The sequence below is a fragment of the Pandoraea sp. LA3 genome (assembly GCF_022696215.1).
GTDB classification, from domain to species: domain Bacteria; phylum Pseudomonadota; class Gammaproteobacteria; order Burkholderiales; family Burkholderiaceae; genus Pandoraea; species Pandoraea capi.
This window is the reverse complement of the sequence record NZ_PTPY01000017.1, coordinates 82,110-104,432: the sequence shown is the minus strand read 5'-3', so window position 1 is coordinate 104,432 and position 22,323 is coordinate 82,110. Positions and strand designations below refer to the sequence as shown.

General features: G+C 55.8%; 13 protein-coding genes and 1 pseudogene. 10 read left to right on the top strand and 4 right to left on the bottom strand.

What is annotated here, in order from left to right:
- A partial coding sequence (locus tag C5N93_RS02660; RefSeq protein WP_143179020.1) for a transposase occupies positions 1–139 on the bottom strand: 139 nt, incomplete at its 3' end.
- A 463-nt stretch (positions 140–602) separates the two neighbouring features.
- On the opposite strand from C5N93_RS02660, the gene C5N93_RS02655 reads away from it, so the two are divergent.
- From C5N93_RS02655 to C5N93_RS02635, 5 genes are read left to right on the top strand one after another with little or no spacing between them, the layout of a single operon-like run.
- On the top strand, positions 603–1,106 hold the full coding sequence (locus tag C5N93_RS02655) for a toll/interleukin-1 receptor domain-containing protein (protein WP_242558156.1): 504 nt from the start codon (positions 603–605) through the stop codon (positions 1,104–1,106).
- 9 nt (positions 1,107–1,115) lie between these two features.
- The gene (locus C5N93_RS02650; RefSeq protein WP_242558155.1) at positions 1,116–2,252 is read left to right on the top strand and encodes a toll/interleukin-1 receptor domain-containing protein; all 1,137 of its coding nucleotides are present in this window, start codon (positions 1,116–1,118) and stop codon (positions 2,250–2,252) included.
- Positions 2,253–2,254: 2 nt separating this feature from the next.
- Positions 2,255–2,851 (top strand): hypothetical protein, encoded by a 597-nt coding sequence (locus C5N93_RS02645; protein WP_277990178.1) that lies wholly within the window; start codon positions 2,255–2,257, stop codon positions 2,849–2,851.
- A 9-nt stretch (positions 2,852–2,860) separates the two neighbouring features.
- Positions 2,861–3,343, top strand: coding sequence for a TIR domain-containing protein (locus tag C5N93_RS02640; RefSeq protein WP_242558153.1), 483 nt, complete (start codon positions 2,861–2,863; stop codon positions 3,341–3,343).
- Positions 3,343–3,750 carry a hypothetical protein gene (locus tag C5N93_RS02635; protein ID WP_242558152.1) on the top strand — a complete coding sequence of 136 codons (408 nt, stop codon included), beginning with the start codon at positions 3,343–3,345 and terminating at the stop codon, positions 3,748–3,750. Before C5N93_RS02640 ends, C5N93_RS02635 begins: the two co-directional genes overlap by 1 nt.
- 373 nt (positions 3,751–4,123) lie before the next feature.
- Here C5N93_RS02635 and C5N93_RS02630 read toward each other — a convergent pair whose 3' ends face one another.
- From C5N93_RS02630 to C5N93_RS02620, 3 genes are all read right to left on the bottom strand, one after another.
- Positions 4,124–5,932: a J domain-containing protein gene (locus C5N93_RS02630; protein ID WP_242558151.1), complete on the bottom strand. Its 1,809-nt coding sequence runs from the start codon at positions 5,930–5,932 to the stop codon at positions 4,124–4,126.
- Positions 5,933–6,014: 82 nt separating this feature from the next.
- The gene (locus C5N93_RS02625) at positions 6,015–6,767 is read right to left on the bottom strand and encodes a lysozyme inhibitor LprI family protein (RefSeq protein ID WP_242558150.1); all 753 of its coding nucleotides are present in this window, start codon (positions 6,765–6,767) and stop codon (positions 6,015–6,017) included.
- A gap of 257 nt (positions 6,768–7,024) precedes the next feature.
- The gene (locus C5N93_RS02620) at positions 7,025–13,612 is read right to left on the bottom strand and encodes a DUF3320 domain-containing protein (RefSeq protein WP_242558149.1); all 6,588 of its coding nucleotides are present in this window, start codon (positions 13,610–13,612) and stop codon (positions 7,025–7,027) included.
- A gap of 501 nt (positions 13,613–14,113) precedes the next feature.
- On the opposite strand from C5N93_RS02620, the gene C5N93_RS02615 reads away from it, so the two are divergent.
- From C5N93_RS02615 to C5N93_RS02595, 5 genes and pseudogenes are all read left to right on the top strand, one after another.
- A complete protein-coding gene (locus C5N93_RS02615) occupies positions 14,114–15,313 on the top strand; it encodes a hypothetical protein (protein ID WP_242558148.1) in 1,200 nt (399 codons plus the stop codon).
- 30 nt (positions 15,314–15,343) lie between these two features.
- Positions 15,344–17,887 (top strand): hypothetical protein, encoded by a 2,544-nt coding sequence (locus C5N93_RS02610; protein WP_242558147.1) that lies wholly within the window; start codon positions 15,344–15,346, stop codon positions 17,885–17,887.
- Positions 17,888–17,964: 77 nt separating this feature from the next.
- Positions 17,965–18,249 (top strand): annotated as a pseudogene (locus tag C5N93_RS02605) (integrase core domain-containing protein); the annotation flags it as partial.
- Between the two features lie 1,153 nt (positions 18,250–19,402).
- The gene (locus tag C5N93_RS02600) at positions 19,403–19,687 is read left to right on the top strand and encodes an AlpA family transcriptional regulator (RefSeq protein ID WP_347403289.1); all 285 of its coding nucleotides are present in this window, start codon (positions 19,403–19,405) and stop codon (positions 19,685–19,687) included.
- Between the two features lie 207 nt (positions 19,688–19,894).
- Complete coding sequence (locus C5N93_RS02595) at positions 19,895–22,165, top strand: phage/plasmid primase, P4 family (RefSeq protein WP_242558146.1); 2,271 nt, start codon at positions 19,895–19,897, stop codon at positions 22,163–22,165.
- Positions 22,166–22,323 lie beyond the last annotated feature (158 nt).

Below are 22,323 nucleotides of genomic sequence, written 5' to 3'. Positions count from 1 at the left end.
TGCCGCCGAACTTTGCGCGCCAGGTGTAGAACGACGCGTCACTGAACCCGTGCTTCCTGCACAGTTCCTTGACCGGCATCCCGGCTTCAGCTTCCTTCAGAAACCCGATGATTTGCTGTTCCGTAAATCGCTTCTTCATGTTCGTCTTCCTCTCCGAAAACGAACTTTACTAGACTCCGGCTGGCCCTGTTTGTAGGGGGCAGGTCAGCAGCAACCCGCCCTAGCGGCGATTTAAGAAAACATCGACACCAAACGGCGCGTAAGACATACATCTGACCTACAAAGCCACTTCCCTGCTTTACGTTAACACTAAACAGATGTTTTTTCCGCTTCGGATCGCCCTTCGTAGCTGGAGGCAATTGACTCTGAACTGACATCAGGATTTTTCCCCAGAAAAATGAATGATCATTTTGACAACATCCCTATGGCATCGCAAAGAATTATGCCTTCCGCGCATAGGGGCGATGCTGTAAAATCACACTGAGACTTTATGGGGGTATAAGAAAAGACTTTGACGCAATGTCTCTCTTGGATAGGGCAAGAGAAAATCGGCGACAAAAAATTCCAAAACAATCTAAAGTGCCGCAAGGAAAATAACAAGAATGGCAATAGCTCAATCTGAATTACGCCGTGCACACCAACGGCACCCGTTCCTGAAATCCCAAGTCCGCGCGGGGACGCAGAAAACGGCCTTTCTGTGCCACAGCCACAAGGATGCTGTACTGGCTGAGGGATTGCAGGCGTTGCTTGCCGAGCAAGGTGTAATGCTCTACATCGACTGGCAGGACGCAACGATGCCCCCTGCGCCGAACCGCGAAACCGCGGCGCGGTTGCAGTATCGGATTAAGGCCTGTGACTGGTTTCTGTTTTTGGCCACCGGTAACTCGATGGCATCTCGCTGGTGTCCTTGGGAGCTGGGCTACGCCGATGGTGAAAAGCCACTGGATCGCATAGCGGTCGTGCCAACTAGTGATGGCGCGACAACTCACGGGAATGAGTACGTGGAGTTATACCGGCGAGTTGACGCGACGAATACCGGAGATTTGCTCTGGCTTCCTGCCGGCAGCTATCAGGGGCAGTACGTCCGAAATATCCCTTTCGTCTGAGAGTTTATCGTGGCGCTTTATCAATGTCTTATCCTTGGTTCGCCAACCTCGGAGCAAGCCATGACGTTTTCATCGACCCTGGATGAATGTCTCGGGTTGTTCGGCTTGGAGCGTGGACGGGAATACACGGTTGATCGGGGGTTGCCGGCGCACTTCAACGACGCAACGGCAACTGTAGCCATATTCTTTGGTGCGCTCGGAAGCGTTTACCCGGAGGCACCAACAATGGCACGCCTGGGGGTTCCCGTGGTGCCAGTGATTTCCGCCGCAGCACATGCTGGCGTCGAGTTACCGCCGGAATTACGGAGTATCAATGCATTGATCGCCGACCCGGTAGACCTAGCATTGACGCGCGTTGTCGGTGCGGCGCTTCAGTGTTTGGGCTTGCTGCCAGCGCAGCGGCGCGTTTTCGTGTCCTATCGCCGTGAGGAATCAGCCGACGTGGCGCTACAGCTTTTCGAGGCATTATCGGCTCGTCACTTTGATGTTTTCCTCGATACCCACTCGGTCTCAGCCGCCGCGGATTTCCAGGCGGTCCTGTGGCACCGGCTGTGCGACTCGGACGTGCTCATCATGCTCGACACACCGGACTACTTCAATAGCCGATGGACGACACAGGAATGGGGCAAAGCTATTGCCAAAGACATCTCGATGCTTCAATTGGTTTGGCCTGGCCATGAGCCATCGAGGCACTCGCGCCTCGCCACGCTGAAACGGCTCTCGGCAGATCATTTTCGGGGCGAGAAACTTACAGCGGAGACAGTTACCGACATCGCACTGGAAGTTGAGCGCGTGCGCAGCGTGAGCGTGGCGTTGAGGCACGCCAACATGGTTGGGACCCTACGTACCGCCATCGAGGATCTCGGCGGTAGTGTCGAAGGGGTTGGTCTGAAGCGCTCTGTGGTGTTGAGGATGCCATCTGGACAGCCGCTTGTGGCTTACCCGGTGGTCGGCGTTCCGACGTCGGTGGATGTTCAGGAATGCATAGATCTGAGCGATACGCGATCAGCCGCGGTGATCTACGATCACCTTGGCATCAGCAACGACTGGCACCGCCACCTCGACTGGCTGGCCGCCCGTGTCGGCAATGTCAAATGGTTGAAACGACGCGAAGCCGCCTGGCTTCTCGCTGAAATTACACACTAGCCATGGGCGCAATATTTCTCTCTGCCAGCGTTCCAGTACGCCCCCCTTATGACGCAGATGCACGGCCGCAAGAGATTCAGGCGGCCGTCAGTGCGTTGGCGCAAGTAACGCTTGGCCGCAAGAAGCTCGTTTGGGGTGGCCACCCGGCCATCACTCCACTTCTGTGGGCTGCAGCGCAAGCCGTCGGGGTCGAGTATGCCGCAGTTGTTGAGTTGTTCCAGTCGCGGCTTTACGAGGATGATTTTCCAGACGAGAACAAGCACTTCGCCAACGTCACCTATGTTGACGCGGTCGATGGAGACAAGGTGAAGAGCCTTGCCGCCATGCGCACCGCCATGCTGACATCATGCGAATTTGAAGCGGCGGTTTTCATTGGCGGCATGGACGGGGTCAACCAAGAGTATGAGATGTTCGTCACCAAATGGCCTAACGCGGCTTGTATTCCGCTTGCGCTGACGGGTGGCGCCACGCGTGAGCTGGCTCAGCGAATTGGGTACGCCCCAGGCGTTGATGCCGCTCCGCTCGATTTCGTCGCACTGCTTTATCACGAACTGAGAATTCGTCCTCGCGAAAAGCGAGAATACAAAAAGGCCACCTAGGAGGAAACAATGGCCAAAGTTCCCGTGTTTTATAGCTTTCACTTCGACAACGACGTAATGCGCGTTCAACTGATCCGTAACATGGGCATGGTCGACGGCAATGAACCGGTCTCGAAGAACGACTGGGAGACAGTCAAGAAGAGCGGTGACGCTGCCATAGAGAAGTGGATTAACGACCACATGAGCTACAAACGTTGTGTTGTCGTGCTGATTGGCACTGATACCCACAAGCGCCCCTGGGTAAAACATGAAATCAAGAAGGCGTGGACGGACGGGCGCGCCCTTCTGGGCATTCACATCCACAACTTGAACTGTCCGAATAATGGTACCTGCGCCAAAGGGACCAACCCTTTCGCCCAGTTCACGTTCAAGGAAAAGAATGGTGTGATTGTTACGCCGCCAGTGTATGACCCACCGGCCAGCTCGGCATATACGCACATTAAAGATAACTTGGCGAGTTGGGTCGATAGCGCCATTACTGCGCGTAAGTGATGGACGCATTGAACAAACACAAGCATCTGGAGTTCATCCAGGCATCCATCAGTCGGATGTCTGGGAATCTGTTTCTGCTCAAAGGCTGGAGCATCACGCTGATAGCAGGCTTATTCGCCCTGGCGGCCAAGGACACAAACAAGAGCTACATCGTCATTGCCTACTTCCCCCTCTTCATCTTCTGGATGCTAGATGGGTATTTCCTGAGTAGGGAGCGGCGTTTTCGTGCGTTGTACGAAGATGTGCGAACGCGCGATGAAGCCTCGATCGACTTTTCGATGGACACGGAGCCGTACCGGAGCGGAAGACGGAATAGTTGGTTATCCGCGATATTTTCGCGCACGCTGATCGTCTACTACGTCGGACTGGGCGCAATCATGACTCTGCTTTCAGTGTTCGTCCGATGAGTCCGCAATGCTCGCATACAGATAGCAGCGATCAACGAGCAGCGGTGTTTCGATATTCACTTCGGCGTGTTCATCGCCGCCTATATCGCACTTTTCTTTACTTCACTCTCAGGCGCGATTAACCGCTTCTATCGCGTACCTGCGAAGGCGAGAGCCACCGGTTGCACGGAATTGCTTCGACCAGGAGCGGACCTTCGACAATTTCATCAGGATCGTCGACAATTCGTGCGTTCTTCTTATGCGTGAAGTTTGAGTGCTCATCCCCCTGTGTTCAACCCACCACACCAAGGGCATGCCCCTGCCGATCTCTCAAGCTGGCTCGCACATTGATAGTTCAACACTGCACATGCATCTTATGAAGCCCTAGCCTTCATCAGGCTTGAGACCTTGGGGTGAGTTCGAACAGGATACGTCTCTCCTCATCAGTGGGATTTCCGATGATCGATCGAACGTCCTCGCCCGTCACCGATTTGCCTCGGTAGATACCGACGACGCGGTGATACCACGGCAAGTACAGGAAATCGAGGCGGCTATCCTCGCATCTGCCCATGGGGCAAACGTACGACGCCGTATAAGCGTTGCCCGAGATTCGCACACCGACTAGTCCGCCCCAAGTGCCGGGCATAAGACTCGGATCCAAGTCATTGGTGACAATCACCGATCGCATCGCCTTGGCGAACTTCTCGTTCCCCTCAAAGTAGGCCCGGCCAGACGTGCACCCTTGCACCTGGTTGGGCTCAGAACAGTCCAACTCCATTCCCACCGAGTCTGGTCGCGTACGTCTGACGGGCGGTTCGATGCGGGCATACTTCGCACCATCGAACCTCAGAACGAATGGAGCCTCTACTGGCTGTATCTCATAGTCGTCGTCGTATTCGAAGCCGTTTTTTGTGACGAGTACTGGATAGTATTCTGCGTTGGCAGTCTTCTGAAACGTAAGATTGGTGCCCCACTTCGCGCAATTACCGGGCACGGAGCAGTCAAAGCGGCCACTATGTTCAAACGCATCCGGCAAATGGCCAAGTAATCTGAAGGCATTCGACTCAATGGCAACGATGGTCCACCAGCTAGTCCGCTCCCCCATTCCCATATAGCTATCAAAGAATGCGATGCCGAGCTTGCCGTTCGCCCCGATCTCGACAAATTTCGTTGGTTGATCGGCCATTGTGTAGTTGCCAAAGCCTCCCATCGCGTCTACAGGCGTCAGGGGAATGGTCACTTTCTCTCTGCCCTGCTCGTCACGGGAGACCATCATCAAACTGACGATTGGCCGGCAAACATGGCATTCGAATTTGTCAGAAGTGTTCGGCGTCGAGGTGAAGAAGTAGAGAGTCGTCGACGGACTCTGCGGAACCTCCTCCTTGCGCATAAGCCGAATCGTGAACGGCGTTCCCAAGTAGTTCTTGGCGGTGCCCCACCAATCTGCATTAACTGGCCCTTCCGAGTAGAAGATTGTCCCGCTCTGTGTCGTCTCGTCGTAACCTGGAATCTGCTGCTGAATGGCCGACAGCATCGGTGCAGCCTGCTCAGGTTGCTGGAGACTCGGGCTACTTACCGATGCGGGGTTATAGGACCGAGTCGACTCGTCCTTCATGACACCGATGATGAACTTGCCGACCATGACGCAAACGATGACCACTGTCAGTCGGAGCGCTAACCGCTTCACCGTTGCAAGACCCCGCATCAACACTGGGGTGATCAATAGGGATGACTTGGAAGTCGAGGCCGAATAAGCTTTCGTTCGTGCATCCGAATTGCTGCGATGGTTACTGGCGGCCATATGGGCGATCCGTCTGGCCACTGACTCCGGACATCCCTGTGACAGCAGGGCACCGAAAATCACATCTGGATTGTGACCGCCCGCCGCCAACGTCGTTGCGAGCTCAGTCATCTCCTTGAGGAAGATTTGAGCCGCCTCTTCCATGTCGATGTCATCATCCTGCCGCCCAGGCTCCGTCTGCTTGCCGCTTTGCGCCGTGAAGGTCTCGTTATAGGCTCGGCGCTTGTCCGAATCGCCAAGAATAGCGTATGCATGTGCCAGGTCCTTGAACTGCTGGGCAGCATACTCTTCATTGCCAGGGTTTCGGTCGGGATGCCAACGCATTGCGCCACGCCGATAAGCCGCCTTGATCTCTGACTGGGTCGCCGTGCGGGCAACGCCCAGAATCTCGTAATAGTTCAACACTGATCCTCTTTTTATACGCGCAAACGCGACGCTCCGAACTCAGTCGTTTGACAAGGATGTTGCTTTGGCATTACTCCGATTACGGCTTCTCATTCGCCGGGGCAGTGGATACTAGCGGTGCAACCCCCATAGACCCATTGAACTGACCAATTCGTTCGCCGTATTTGCGCCGCAAACAGATAAGCTCACTTCCACATTCGCGGCGAGACGCAAGCCATTCCAGTTGAGATTGCCGGAGTGAAGCGGGATCTCTCGCCGACATTTGTGCATCGCCATAAAGCCGCCCAAGCTCAACGTCCATGGCTGCCAGTCCAGGGTCCGAGCAGATCGCCATCTCATCATCGGAAACGGCACGCGTGCAATCAAAGCTCGTGGTAAATGTTCGCGTCGGCGTGACTACGCCCTGCCGTTCTAAGCGCGCTTGCGGTGGTTCCGCGGGCGAGGAAAGCGACGAAGTGACGATTCGCTCACTAGAGGCCAGTTCGCTGTTTATTGAATGGATTGGCGTTGTGTCGGCAGGCTGGGTCGACGCCTCAGTATTGGGTGAGGCGATCGGGCTGCTGCCGGCTTGTACAGGCACATTAATCGTTGGCGTCGACTCTGCTTGCGGTGCAACGTTATGAGTTCCGCTCACGCTGTTCACGGCAAAGCCGACAATGACGATCCCGACACCCCAGAGCACCCTCCGCCTAGCCCGGGGGAAATTTCTGCTGTCCGGCGCGTTGTTCTTATATCCCGTTTTATATCGTCGATCGACCTTTCGTGTGTCGGCAAACCCAGATACTCCAACGAAGAAGGTGAGCACGCCAATCGCGATCAGAATAATGCCCAACGAGTCCATTCCAAATCCCCGATTAGCGCGGTTTCGTTGTTGCGCTTGATGTTGTGTTCATTGTTCAGGCAGGAAACCCACCGGAAGATCGCGACGATATTCCGATGGCATCTCGACAAAAGAATCCAGCCATAAAAACCGAGTTGAGCTGTGGTTTCGAGGAGAGCTGACGCCTACCGTGGCGCGTCACAACCGCGGTCGAACTCGAAGCTTGCGGCACGTGAGATCAAGCTGATCGAAAAGTCCCGCAAGAAACCTCACACTGTCCGCCATGCTTCCACGAGTCGCTCACGACTTGCAGCCCGCAAACGCAAGAGACCAAGTTCGCGACTCATTGCGCTCAACGCGGAATCCTCGTCGTGCCCTTCAGCGCGAAAGCGATCTGCAAGCACTCTCAGTTCGGCAAGCGAGACCTCATCAACTTGACGTGCAGTACCTGGACCGGGAACTCTGAACTTCAGCGTCGACCTATCCGATAACGCCTTCGGCCAGACAAACATCCCACCACTCTCCGATTCGGTCTCGAAGTGCTTCGAGGCCAGATCGACTACGCGACCGAGAATTCGGCCTCCAGTCTTCGCCCATCCATGAGCTCTGGCAATCCGACGCCCCAACACCTCCGCGCGCACAGGCCCCTCGCCGTCAACGACCGACGTAATCATGCCAAGCAGCCGCTCGTCGTAACTGCTGGCGAAGAACAGCTCCGGATCGGGAGCGTGCTCTGTCATCGCCAAATCCACTTCGACGAATATCTCTCCTGACGTACTCTGGGCCACGGCGCTGGAGTTGGCATACATGACGACGGGTTCCGCCACTAGCTCATCTACCGGCGCCTCGGCCTGCGTCAGCGTATCGCTCGCTTGAGGTGTAGCCGATGACATGACGTCACCAGCTTTGGCTGCTTCAATCGCCGCTTCAGCGATCGCAGCCACACTTTCCGATACGGCACTTTCCTCGGAACGTTTTGCCTCAAGCAACTGGTGCAGTAGTGCATCAACCTTGTCCAGGGTTCCGTGTCTATCGACCCACCAGTCCGTTGACCAGATTCGCACGATGTCCCAACCCAATCCGTTGAGGATCTGCTCACGTAATTTGTCGCGATCGCGGGCAGTTGCTGACCGGTGGTACGTTGCACCATCACACTCAACGCCAGCCAAGTAACGGCCCGGAGAATCGGGGTCGACCACGCCAAGGTCGATACGGAAAGCCGAGACGCCGACCTGTGGATGGACTTGCCATCCTCGCTCAGCAAGTGCCGTGCACACTGCCTTCTCAAACGGACTGTCAAAGTCGCCAATGCTGCCTGCGACAAATTCGCCCAGCGCCCGCGCGCCTCGCTCCGCAAACTCGAGGAAATGCTTCAAGTCCCGTACGCCCAATGCCTGCGTACGCGCAAGATCCATCTTCTCCGGTCTGAAGCTACCGAACACGCGCAGCTCCTGCCGCGCGCGTGTAATGGCAACGTTAAGGCGACGCTCTCCACCTTGCTGGTTCATCGGGCCGAAATTCATCGGCATCGCCCCATCAATACCCGGACCGTAGGTGATCGAGAAGTACATGACATCCCGCTCGTCACCTTGAACGCTCTCGAGGTTCTTCACGAACACAGGTTCCAGCGCGGTATCAGAAAAAAAACTTTCGATGGACGGGTCCTGTCGACGCGCCTCGTCCAACAAATCCTCGATCAGGCGCTGCTGCTCTGAGTTGAATGTCACCACACCGGCGGTCAAGCCGCCGTCGCGGAACTCCTTAGACTTGAGACGTGCAACGAGGTCAGCGACTAAAGCCTTTGCCTCGGGCTTGTTCGTGCGAGATCCCCCGCGCTCGTATTGACCTTGTGTGACATGCGTGAAGCTGACGGCGCGATCATTCGTCACGGGACTGGGGAACGTCACAAGATCGCCATCGTAGTAGCGATAGTTGGAGAAGGCGATGAGGCTTTCATGGCGACTGCGATAGTGCCAAGATAGTTTCATTGTCGGCAGATTCGCCCCGATGCATTCCTCCAGAATGCTCTCCAGCTCTACTTCGACATCCGTGTCATCGACGTCGGATTCGGCTCGCTCGAAAAAGCTGGTGGGTGGTAACTGCTTCGGGTCGCCGACCATGATCACCTGGCGTGCTCGTGCCATCGCCCCAATCGCATCCCAGACGGGAATCTGAGAGGCTTCGTCGAACACTACGACGTCGAAGTCCGCTGTGTCTGCCGGGAGATACTGCGCGATGGAAAGCGGGCTCATGAGCAAGCACGGCGTGAGACGCAGGATCGCATCTGATGCTTTTGACATGAGCTCACGCAACGGCAGGTGGCGAGTCTTCTTCTGCATTTCATAACGCAGAAGCCCCCATTCAGAGCCATGCGTCACCTTAGCGGGAGATGGGAGTCCCGCAGACAACTGCGCTCGGACCCACTGCTGAGTCAACGAGGTGAACTTCCGATCCAATTCGCGGAAGTCATGAATTCGCTTTTCATGCTCCGCCGATGCAAACGTTCTCAGCACCTCATCCGCATCTACCACAGCATTCAGCCACCATCGGCAGTAGTCAGTCTCGAAGGCCTCCTTGACCGACCCCAAGGCGACAGTACCGTCTTCGATTCCGGAAACTAACGGCGCGAGGCCAAGGGACAGGGCATGCTGACGGACTTTGCGCCAAGCACACCAATCCCGAAGACGATTCGACTCCTTCACCACCAGACGCGCGCGGTCTGCAATATCCCCGGGCAGTGCGTTCAAAAGCAATGAGTATTCCGCCTCGGGAATACCGCTCGCGTTCGCAAATTTTTCCACGGCCTGTTCGAACGTCCGAAGTGCTGCGGCATATACACGCCCCGCGCTTACAATGGAGCCAGTCGGCTCAAGGAGCACGTTGCTATCGCCTAACAGGAAGGAGATCGGAGTTTTGACCTGAGCTAGCGCCTCTGGAGTCTTAGCCAGACTTGCCAAAGCATTGGTCAGCGCGTCGAGGAACCAAAGGACAGGTTCAATACCTTCAAGCTTCGTTTGAAGGCCGTTCCAGAGACCGTCCGTCTTGCTCGAGAGATCACCAAACTCCTGAATGCGCGCGCCAAGGGACACCAGCTCACGCATTTTCTTGAGGTCGTCCGCAGCAGCAGAACCCGCACGCCCTGCCTCAATGGCCGCGAAGCCGTCCTCGTCCCAATGGTTTTCGCCTCGTGCGGCGACTAATGCCGCCTGGAACGCCAGATATGCTTTTATGGTTGCGACATCAGATTGATAGCCGATCCAAACGCCGGCGGTTTCATCGCTAAGGCGTTCCATTCGCGCTACCACCTGATCGATCTGGCGTAGCTCTCTGATTCGACTCAGATCATCTCGCGCAGACTCACCACATTGGCCACGACTGACCGGATCAAGTCCAACATCCTCCCAGGCCTTGCGCTCGCCGGCGAGTTCCAATGCGTCCTGAAATGATTGCAACGATCTGGCGACGTCGATGTCGGTCTTCAATCCAGCCCACGCATTCGCTGTCGGGAGGGACAGATCGTCGAAATCCTTGAGCTGCAGAGTGAGCCGGTCGATGCAAGCTAAGTGTTCTATGTCATCTCCGAGATCAGGCTCTCCTGCCCCCGTGGCCAGCTCCTTCAGTTTCTTAGCGAGATTGCGTTTGCGCAGGATACTTAGCGGCCATGGTGACTCCAAAAGCTCCTTCAGATCAGTCTGCAACTCGCCAACCGTTTTCGACGGGATGTCTTCTCTATAGGGCAGTGAGAGCCGCTTGACTTCTTCCTGCCGGGCGCGCAAGAGTGCGATCGCTGCATTCAGCCGTTCGCGAAGTGCCGCATTCCATGGCTTGGACAGATTGGCTCGGATTTCAATGTCCCGTTGAAGCTGGGTCACGCCAAGACGCAAATCGTCGAGTGCCTGATTGCTCACGGGCGATGACAGTTCCCGGAGCAGGGTACGGTATCGCTCAACCAAGGGCGTTGCCGACCGAAGGTGGTCGGCAATTGCCTTGGCATCAGGGCGCAGAACAAAACGCCAGTCATACCCCGACGCCCTAGGCAACACTACCGCCAACTGCTCCAGTCCCGCGCGCACGCCGATTTCCATCGCCACAGGGCCCAGTCCGATAGCGGCCTGGAGTGCCGATGCGGCAGCCTCAAATCCCGCTACAGCATGAGGAATCTCGACCGCGGCATTCACAAGGCGTTCTGCCCATAATGGAGACCATTCGGTCTGTACAACGTGGGACAACGGGCTTTGCGTGAGGCTTGCTTCGCCGACTGCTTTGGCATTTACATCCAGCAACTCCGCGGTTTGCCGTAGATCGCGCAGGGCCTCAATACCGTGCGACTGATGTGCTGGCCAGGTGAGATGGAGTGGCGGTAAGCTGTGTCCTCCGACTACACGACCGATGGCGTCGTACACGTTGAGACCGTTCGTGTGACGCGCGTGAAGACGTTCGACATAGCCGTTTAGCTGGGCGCGCAACGTTTCTAGGCGAGCAGCCTCCGCCTCCCAGTCATCGGGGCCCAGCGCTGCGGTCGCGTCCCAAGATGTTCGGAGCTGTTCAAGAACCTCGGTTTTTCGCGCCTTGTTTGAATGAAGTTCAAGGCAGAAATTACCGAGGCCTACCTCTGCCAGTCTGCGATACACAACGTCGAGCGCCGCCATCTTCTCGGACACGAACAAGACGCGTTTGCGTTCCGCCAAGAACTGAGCAATGAGATTCGAGATAGTCTGACTTTTCCCCGTGCCAGGCGGCCCGATCAGTACGTAGTCTTTGCCCTTGCTTCCGGCAACGATGGCGGACAGCTGCGACGAATCAGCCGGAAGAGGGCAAAAGGTCTCTTTAACCGGGAGCTCCGCATCCAAACGCCGAGCATCGGGAAATTCCAACGTGCTCTGGTACGAGTCGCGCGGTGTATCGATAAGGTGGCGAACGACCGGATTCTGCTTAAGTTGCTCGGTTCGCTCGGTCAGATCGCGCCACATGAGGTACTTGGCAAACGAGAACGATGCGAGCACAACATCTTCAACGACTTCCCATCCTGCAATGTCTTTTACGGCGTGGGAAACCGTCTTCCAAATACCGGCTACGTCCAAGCCCGCATCGTCTTGAGGCAACTCCGTGTCCCGAATGCCGAGTTCCAGCTCGAAATCCTGGCGGAGCATTTGAATAAGCGTAGGGTTGAAACGTGCCTCATCGTCGTGAAGCTTGATGCTGAACCCCGAGCGAGCACTGCGGCGATCAAGCGAGACAGGTAGCAGGATTAATGGAGCGCGATACTTCTTGGCTTCCTTCGCGTCGCGCGCCCAGGAGAGAAAACCAAGTGCGAGGAAAAGTGTGTTCGAGCCGCTCTCCTGTAAGGTTGTCCGCGAGTTTCGATAGAGATCAACCAGCCGTGCGTCAAGTTCCTCAGGTGTAAGGCCAACGAAGACTTCCTTGCGCGTCAAAGCGTCCAGTGCATGTTCGCGGCGAACATGTTCCCGCTCCCGGGCTTCGTGTATTGCCTGGTTTCTGGGGTCGTCACCATCCATCAGATCCGGGCGGCTCAACAGCTTGAGCGCATGACCTTCGGCCAACACATCTTCCAGGGCACCGGGCTCGGGCGCGTCGAATTTGACAGATTTCTTTCCGGATTTGAAGCTCAGTAGATTGTTTCGCAGCGAGAGATCCAACAACTTGCGCTGCCACCGCGAGAGTCTGTCTTCTGGACGCTCGTCAGAAACCTCAATCTTTGTTTCCCCCACCCAGGCCAGTTCGGGAGGCTCCTCCCACTCGGGTTCGCTAGGACTCATCGCCTCGAGCGCACTGTCGCCACGCACAATAGCCTTTTCACTTGCCAGTGGCTTGATGCGTTGCATTCGCGCGCGGCGAATATCGACGGCAAGCTCAAACTTCCCCTCCTCGTCCTCCGAGATGTGTTCATCCCCCTTCGCGGCGGTAAAACTAAAGACTGGAAGCGGGCGATGAACGAGCAATGTCGACTCAAAAAGCACCATCTCCTTGAGCTTCGCCCGCTTGCGAAGCGCGGTGATATCGTCGACGACGGTCGAGGAAAACTCTTCAGCATTCAACCAGACACCCGGGAACGCGTGTCCTTTTTGAAACACAACAAGGGGATTCAGTCCCGCTTGCTCAAGCGCGGCACAGACAAAAAGCGTCAGATCCAGACAAGTGCCCAGACCAGACTCTGCAACTTGACTCGGCCCTCGAACCTTTTGTCCATCCCGCTCGAAGCTGGCCGGCGGCAACGCATAGTCCAACCCCATCGCGCCGATGGCATTCCATATGGCCGCCGCGATTTCCCACGCGCGTTTTGGCCCTTCTTCGTAACCGTTGATCGCACCAGATTTTCCTGCTTTACGCAGGATTTCAGCCGCCGCTTTGAGAACGCGGTCTACGGCTGGCTCATTTGGCTGCACGAACGCCGCGACCATATCAGGAAGCGATGAAAGACCACCCCATTGGTTTCGCGGGAGAAGTTCAACAACGTGTTCGCTGCTCGACACCGTCGTTAGCGCGTCACCCGTTGTCGTGAGTTCAAATTTCAGGACTGCTTTTTCCGCTTCGGTGAGACGTCCGAGCAATGGTCCATCCAGCGCAATATCCAAGTCCGACACGCGAACGGTCTGTCCCGCGGCAAGATGATCGAGGTGCCAAGTCTTAGGTTTGAGAAACGGAGGCTCCGATAGCGCAGTCAGTCGAAGGTTTCGAAACGTGTCGTCCGTTTCATTGACCACGGAAAGTTCGTGAACTGCGGGAACTGCGTTCTGATAATCGGCCAGATTGACCCGAATCGAAACAGTTGTTTGGATTTTTACTTCGCGTGGCGGTTCAACCGGCGCAGGCGTCGGTTCGATATCCCCGTTAATCATTGTGAATTCCCCGGTTTTTCTTGAACTGGTCCAATGCTCGCTGTTGGCGGCGCGGTTCCTTTGGGGCACCCAATGCACAGTTCAATTACTGCTTATGGCAGCGGGACCTCCCCTAATTACCGATAGGCTACCTCATTTGTGACTTTATTTCGTGGCGTTTGCAATTCGCGCGAGGATCGCAACCCCTATCACATTTTATAGTTCAACACAAACTCTCAAAGTCTTAAACCATATGAGCTTTACGCTTGATAGGGTGCGTGGCATTGTCGCCAATCAGTTGTTGTTTCTCTCCATACTCACTGCCCTAGGATGGAGATAACGTGTCAATTTCTACGAGCCCTGCAGACTCTACACCGTCAGCGTACCAATCACAGGGAGCAGATCAGCATGCCCGTGCAGGAAATACGAAAATTTTCTTTCGGCTTTTTTTGGCAGAAATTAAGGATTTTATAATAACAGCCGTTATTGAGTACGTGTCTTCTGATTACCTTCAACACACGCATGCGACAGTCCCATAAAAATAGAAGAATTCTGAACTTCGGTTCAGCTCTGACGGCGACGCTATGTCTTGGCTTATCGGCTTGCGGCAACTACGGCCCCGACGTCAAAGAAGAGTTTGCCCAGAAGATTTCCTCGCAATGGCGTATAGATAGATTCCAAATCGATTCCTGGGAAATCACGAACCGCTCTCCCGCACGATGGCACTATCAATTCACCGCAAATATCGCGCCAACACAGGACCTGTACGAAAATCTCGGAACGCTGAACGGCACATCGGTGCTGCGGCCTGTCGTGCGCAAAGACTCGGAAATGCACATCACGGGAACGGCCAATGCGATTCAGAACGACTTCCATTGGCAGAGCCAATTCAACTTTGACTCGGCATCCGGCATCGCCGTTGGCGCACCGATAACGGCCTATGGAAAAAATGTCTTCGTTGTCGGGAGTCAAAATCGCGACAACTTTCTCGCTACGGTCAATTCGGCGCTGCGTGACGTCGAACAACAACTGGTGAAAGACGAAGCTTCTGTTTCGCAACTTCGCACGCAATTGCAGGAGGCGGGCGCTGCATATAACACCAGCGCGCAACAGGCGGAAAGCAGTGTACAAAGCGAGCAACAGCAGTTACGTTTGAACCGGCTTCAGATCGACGCTACCATCGGCCGGGAAGTACAAGCTGCAGACATGAATTTGCAGTCGGACATGCGCGCACAACTCGACGGCGCAAAAAGAGAACTCGACGCTAGCAACCTCGCCATCTATCAATCGCATCAGGTGCGAATGCAAAGCGTGCAGCGGCAATATCAGGATCTGAGCCGGCAACGTCTTCCACGGGAAGAGTCCGCCGAAAAGAATCGTCAGTTGCGCGAGCAGGACGTTGCGGCACAGCAGCGGTTCCGCGACGAAAGCGATCAGGCCCGCAACACCTATTACGCCCGGGTCAAGGGCATCCAGCAGGCATTTCAGGAACGTCGATCCCGATTACGCGACGACATCACGAATCGCGTGAGCGCCGATATTGAGAAATCGGGTGCAGAACTGCAGGAGCGCGTGCAACAGCAAATGAGCGGTCTGCAGGAAACACAAGACGCATTGGCACGACAGCACGAAGCCGTTGATCAGCTATCCGCCGATATGACTCGCCGCAGAGCCGAGCTAGACCGCCAGCGGGCGCTTGTCGCCCAATTGCAGCAAAACTGACCCACCGATCGACACCCCCGAACTGACTCCATGTTACAAATCATCGTCGGCTTGATCCTGCTTGGATTGGCACTAGCCCTCCTTGGGAAAATCATCCCCTTGGCGCTGAAACTTGTCGCTGCCATGGGGGGCGTCGTGCTCGCCGTGCTGGTCGGCGTGCCGGTCGCATTGGGCCTCGGTCTGGAAAAACTGTCTCGTGGACAAACCGCACGACGTACTGCCTCCCTGGGCGTCATCGCGTTGGCAATCGGCGTGGCGCTCTGGATCGGGTACAGCGGCTACGGCTGGCGCCCCGGAATGGGGATCGACAGCCTCAAGTATCTGCTCCCGGCCGTACTCCCGCTGCCTGTGCTTTGGTGGCATCAACGCCGTCTGTCCGCTGAGCGCGACGGGCTCGAGATCGGTTTGCCTGAGGAAAAGACACAACTCACTTGCCAATTGCTGTTTGGCGGCATTTTCATGTGGCTGTTTCCTGTCGTCATGCAAGCCGCCTTCCCCGCTCTGGTCACGAGAGTCTTCTGGCGCTCGACGCAACTCTGGTGGGCCGATCTTGGCTATTACGGCGTGTCGTGCCTCGTGCTGGCCTATGCGATCGTCATCGAAGCCGGTTACGCGAGCGTTATACGCGGCATCAAGGCGGCGATTTCGGCGAACGACGGTGCATTGAATCTCGATGCCACGAGCAACTCGCTACACAAGCACGCGTCCCAGATCGCAGTCGACGACGTCAAGGCCATCGTATTGGGGGTCGCAAACGCGGCAAATAATGCCGGCCTGGCCGAACTGATCGAACTTCGCGGGACCATCTGGCTGTTCAACAAGTCCAGCTTCGTCAACGGCATCTCGCAATACCGGACCCATCTAGAACAAATGCTCCGGCATGACCCTGAAGCCGCGCGCCGTCAGATCGCCAACTTCCTCCCTGTGCCTGCGGCCGAAGCACATGATTACTTCGATCGCTATCTCGATTTTGCCGATCAGTGCGATTTTTCCGACGGGACCTATACCGTCGCCCACACAAGACAGGAAGATTTGAATCGTTGCTGCTCTTGCGGCGTGGTTCAGGCGCACGGCGGCGCACGCAACGACGAGTGGTACTGCTCGCCCGTTTGCCAAGACACTGAGAAGGTCTGCAACACGATCCGGGAAAAGCCGCTGGCTGAGTTCCTAGGCGAGGCGTCGACGACGGGCTTCGTAGCGATCGCCGTGGGCGGCGCCTGGTCACAGAACCATAAGATGGTGGCCGCCGGTGGTCAGGGGCACGGTTTCGCCGCAGAGAAGGCGAACAACATGCACGACAGACTCACCGGAAAATCGGCCAAGATTGTCGGTGACGATAATGCCAAGAACGGCGCAGACCGCATAGTCGACGGTCAGAAACTTCAAACGAAATACTGCAGTACGGGCGCACGCAGCATCGGTGCCGCCTTCGACAACAAGACCGACGGCAACTTCCGTTACTACGATGCGAACAACAATCCGATGCCTATCGAGGTTCCGCGCGATCAGTACGATAAGGCCGTCGAGACGATGCGGTCCAAAATTGGCGAAGGAAAGGTCCCCGGAGTCAAGAATCCCGATCAGGCCGAGAAACTCGTCGTCAAGGGCCACCTGACTTACGAGCAGGCCAGGAACATCACGAAGTTCGGCACGTTCGAGTCGATCCGCTTCGATATGCAGGAAGGTGCCATCGTCAGTCTTGGCGCAGGCGGTATCAGCTTCGGTATCACTGCAACGATTTCCTACCTGAATACCAACGACACCAAGGCGGCCTTGCGGGCAGCCTGCATGCAAGGGGGCAAGACCTTCGGCAGAACACTGATCGTCTATGTTGGCACACAGCAACTACACAGACTGGCGACAGTGCAGGCCGCAGTGAAATACGTCAGCGTCGGAAAAATATCAGCGCCGATGGCCAATGCCCTCCAGAAGAGCATGGGGGTCACCACTCGTGGGCAACTCGATCGCGCCTTTCAAGGCACCGTGGTCGCATCGCTTGTCATCGTGGCTGTCACATCGGGACCGGACTTGCTGAAAATGGTGCGAGGGCGCATGTCAGGTGCGCAATTCACCAAGAATCTCGCGGTCGCCGCAAGCAGCACCGCTGGCGGCGCGGTCGGCGCCATCGCGGGAGGTGCGCTCGGCGCTTCCTTCGGCCCGGTCGGGATCTGGGCAGGGAAAATTGCCGGCGGGGTTGTCGGTGGCGCTATCGCGGGAGCGCTGACTAACACCGTCGCGAAAAGCATGATGAAAGAAGACGGCGAATGCATGCTGGAGATCGTCCAGCGTCAGGTCGAATATCTAGCCATCCTGTTCATGCTGACGGAAACCGAGATAGACAACCTGAGCATCAACCTCAATAGCGTCGTCACGCCCCAGGCTTTGGAGAGAATGTATGCGAGCGATGCGCAAAAGGCATTCGCCAACTTCCTCGTCAAACCACTCGTGGTCGGCATAGTGAAACAGCGCCCGTCGCTTCGCTATGACATCAACGACGTCATCGAATCGTTCGACGGCAAGCCTCTGATATCGGCCGCAGCGAACAATACGAACTTCGACAGGGCCGTCGCGTAAGCCCACCCATAAAGCGGCCACCCGGTGTGAACCTCTGCACCGGGGGGCTCCGCCCTCCACCGGCGCTCAATCGTAAGAGCGAATTCATTTCGCATGCACTGGATGACTGGGCATATGAAAATGACGTAACCGTGGACTTCTCTCGGCCCGGCAAACCCACGGACAATCTGTTTATCGAGTCATTCAATGGCAGTTTCCGGGATGAGTGCCTGAACGTGCATTGGTTTCTGTCGTTGGACAATGCCTGGGAAAAGATTGAAGACTGGCAACAGGATTACAACGACTTCAGACCGCATAGTTCGCTAGGCCAGCTGACTCCGGGCGAGTTCCGACGCGCTCACCTTGAAGCTGGAAATCTCTAGGTCAAATTGCTCAGTTATTCGAGGGGCGGTCAGAACCCAATGCCCCCCGAATCTTAGCGTTCGATGTTTGAAATCGATCATCAGGCTCAGACTTGTCTGCCGTATAAGTTCGACTGACCTTTGCCACACATCCACCGCCAACCATTAGCACGCCCCAACAGCGTCACGTCAACCGAATCCGAGGCGTGAACCAATTTCGAAGTCGAACGCTGCCGGAACTTGTCGGTTACCCCGAATATGGACCATTCAGTCAGTGGAACCTCCTGCTTCCCAAGCTCTGTACGCACGTGCGCAAAATACCGGTTCCCCGTGCTTGATCGAACCTTGTACTCCCAAGCCCCTCTTGGTGGCCTGACTCCGCATCGCCCCATAAAGCGATTGGCCGCTGCTTCGTCGACTGGTCTGACCGAAGATGCCGAATAGGCTTTGAGGTAAACGTGATCGCACCCCGACGCTGTGGAAGGCACCCAGAAACTCTTCGCCAACCGACCGCCAAACGCACGATTTGCGCTCACCAAATGCGCCAGCGCCCTCGTCCTACGATCCAGAAAACTCAAGAGTTTTGCGTCATCGTCAGCGACCAAGAAAATGTGACGTACCGCCCCCCGCTCCGGCTGAATCGTCCAAAGACATTTCGCTCGATTACGAAGCACCGTCTCGTGCGCTTCACGGAACTCTTTGAGCCTCCTATGAAACCGCTCAAGCTTTTGCGGCGTCCACTGATCCCCCTTGCTTTCCATAACATTATTTTCCTGTATTAAATTACTTCTCTGAGTTCACACGAATCTCTTCCGATCTCAAGAATCATATTCTAGAACCCGTGACCACCATAAGAAAATACCAAGTCCGATGACTTGATGTTTTTCTGTATTAAATACTAACGCACGATTGAGACCAGATTTCGAGCTCTTCCGGGTGATCGAGCAACGTCCAACAGCTGGTTGAAGTGGTGGCACACCCCCCATACCTTCAACATCGCAAGCCTTAGATTTAATACAGGAAACCAGATTTCCCCACACTTTCCCTATATTGCGCGGCCTAAGCCCCATGGAATCGTGGATCAGTTCACGAGCAAAATTTGGGTTGCCTCAACGGTCAGAAATCCAAGTTTTCGGGCTTCAGTAAATAGGGTGTGCTTCGGGTTCTCTGCCCGATGCCGGACTCAGGCAACGACTGCCTGCTGGAGCGCACGATGCACCAAACACTGGTCAATGAAGAACAGACGTCGATTGTATTTCTCCGACGATCTGACGTCGAACGAATTGCCGGCCTTTCACGATCATCTATCTACGCGAAGATGAAAGACGGTCAGTTTCCCAAACCGGTTCACCTATCTTCCCGGATGGTCCGCTGGATCGAATCTGAGGTCCTTGCTTGGGCACGGGAAAAGATCGCCGTAGGTCGGACGATCACCGTCAGCGATCAGAGTGTGGCCTAGCACCCAATCAGTTTTGCTCTTCTTCGCCCCCTTCCTTCGACAAGCAGCGGGGTGTAGGAGATGTAGGAGATCTGTGGATGTCGGAGAACGCTACGTCTTTTTTTGACCTTGATGACAGGGGAAAGAAAAGGGGGCGGGCACCAACATCACGATTTGTCCCACATCACCTACATCGCTCGCTCCGCAACTCTAGAATCAGCGAACTACATGAAACCGACAAAAGTTGCCGACTGCAACATCAAGGCCATGACCCAACACCTCAAGGCCGTTGCCAGCCCATCGACCGACGGCACCCGGTGGGCCGCCATTCAGATATTCCCCGAACGCGACGGCTCGAACGTGAAGTCCAAATCACTGTATCTTGAGGCAACTCGTGAAACCGCGATCGAACTAGCGGCGCTCAACGAGCGTGGTGCCGCAATCACAGTCGTTCCTCAACGAACGGACGGTCAAGGTCGTAAGGCCGAGAACATTAAGGCCGTTCGATATCTCGTTGCCGACTGCGACTCAGGTCAGACGCACGAATCGTTGTCTGCGCTCCCTGTGCAACCCAACATTTTGGTCGAGACGTCCGAGGGTCGATTCCACGCATACTACCGAGTGAAATGCGACCGATCCAAATTCCGGGCGTTCTCGCTGGCGCTCGCGAATGCCCTCAAGTCCGATCCCAATTCGACGGACGCTGCCCACGCATTTCGACTAGCGGGCACCATTAACTGGAAACGCGGCCAGAGAACCAAACTCCGAAAATGCGGGACAGGATCTAGTGCAGGAACCGCCGCTGAACTCATCGAAGCGATGGGCGGCCAGATTCCGCCGTCTGACACACCGGTGACTGCGCGCTCCATTAAAAAGCAGAATGGCGGAAGAGCCGATCAGAACCCTAGTGCTGATGAAGTACGAGAACTTTTGGCTAAGATTCCAGCCCAAGATCGAGCAGTGTGGCTCCGCATTGGCATGGCCGTGCACTCGTGGGACGCCGAAGCCGGATTCGAGATCTGGGATCAATGGTCAAGATCGGCCCCCGAGAAATACGACGAGGCTAGACAAAAATCAACTTGGGCCGACTTCGATCCGAACGGCAGTCTAACAATCAAGACCGTCCGCTACTACGCGGATCAATACAACGCGTCAGGGGACGGTCCGGGACGATCCTGGTTCCCGACAAACGATGCCGACGTTGCGAAATTCGTCGCAGTAAAACTCGGTGAAAATTTGAAGATCGTTGAGGATGAATCGTGCCGAGTCTTCATCGACCATCACTGGAGCAAAGATAAACGTGCAGCGTGCCGATCTGTTTTGGGAGAAATTGAAGAACTCGTAGTCTGCGCAGAAGAAGCCGGCAACTCGACAGCCGCATCGATCCTCAAACGTATGGCTTCCTATCAGAGTGCGCAGCGGATCCTCACCGGTATGCAGGCGTTTCCGGAACTCGACGCAAAGGCGTCAGACTTTGATACGGATCCGCATCTGCTCGGGGTTCCGAATGGGGTCGTGGACCTTCGTACAAAGGAGTTCCGTGCGGGCCGACCGCAAGACATGATCACGTGCACGACCGACGCGAAGTTTGATCCGGACGCGCGATGCCCCGAATTTCGAAAATTTCTAACCAGCATCATGCCTGATCGGTCGCTGCGGATGTTTCTTCGTACCGCGCTCGGTTATGCAATTACGGGGCTTACCCGAGAGCAGAAGGCGTTCGTTATGCTGGGGCGCGGCAGCAACGGGAAAGGGACGTTGACGCGAGCGATCGAAAACGTGATGGGCCAACGCTATGCGACACAGGTTTCACCTGCGTTCCTGAAGGGCGCAAATAAGGGCGGTGGTAACGGCCCCACCCCGGCCCTCATGGCACTCCAACGTCCGCGTGTTCTGTTCTGCACCGAATCGGAGAAGCGCCGAGGCGTTGATGAGCCGTTCTTTAAGCAGCTAACCGGTGGTGATCAATTGAGCGGTCGCCACAACTACGGAGAACAGGAGTCGTTTCGGCCACGCGGCAAATTATTGTTGAGCACGAACGAAATGCCGGACTGGAGTCGGGAGAGCGACGCGCTATGGCGCCGCGTCCTGGTTATCCCGTTCACACAGCAGTTCTCCGGGACCTCGCGTGACAATGATTTGGACGAAAAGCTCGCGGCCGAAGCGTCAGGAATTCTGAATTGGCTCATCGCTGGCGCTCACGATTATCTCAAGGCCGGTGGACTGCCAAGCTGTCCGCAGGTCGATGCGGCAACGGAAGATGCACGTGAGCGTGCCGACTCTGTACGTATGTGGATCGACGCGGAATGCGAACTTTCGGAAAAGGGCAGAATTGCGGCGCAAACAGCCTACGATGCGTATTCGAGATTCACGAGCAAGCTCGACATCGAACCGCTTACCATTCAGAAATTCAGGGCTCGCATGGTGAACCTAGGCATTGAACAGAAACGCATCAAGCAAGGGAACGAATACGTGGGGGTCCGGTTAATCAATATCTGATCAACGGTACACGTGATCGACGTGAAAATTCTCGTCGATCACCGTCTCTTGACGGTCTACCCGCATATATACACGTGGGATGCGCCGCCATTTCTGCTATTCAGTGCACTAATCAAAAAGCCTCAGCGTTCGCGGCCATCAGAGCGTCTCGATGCTCG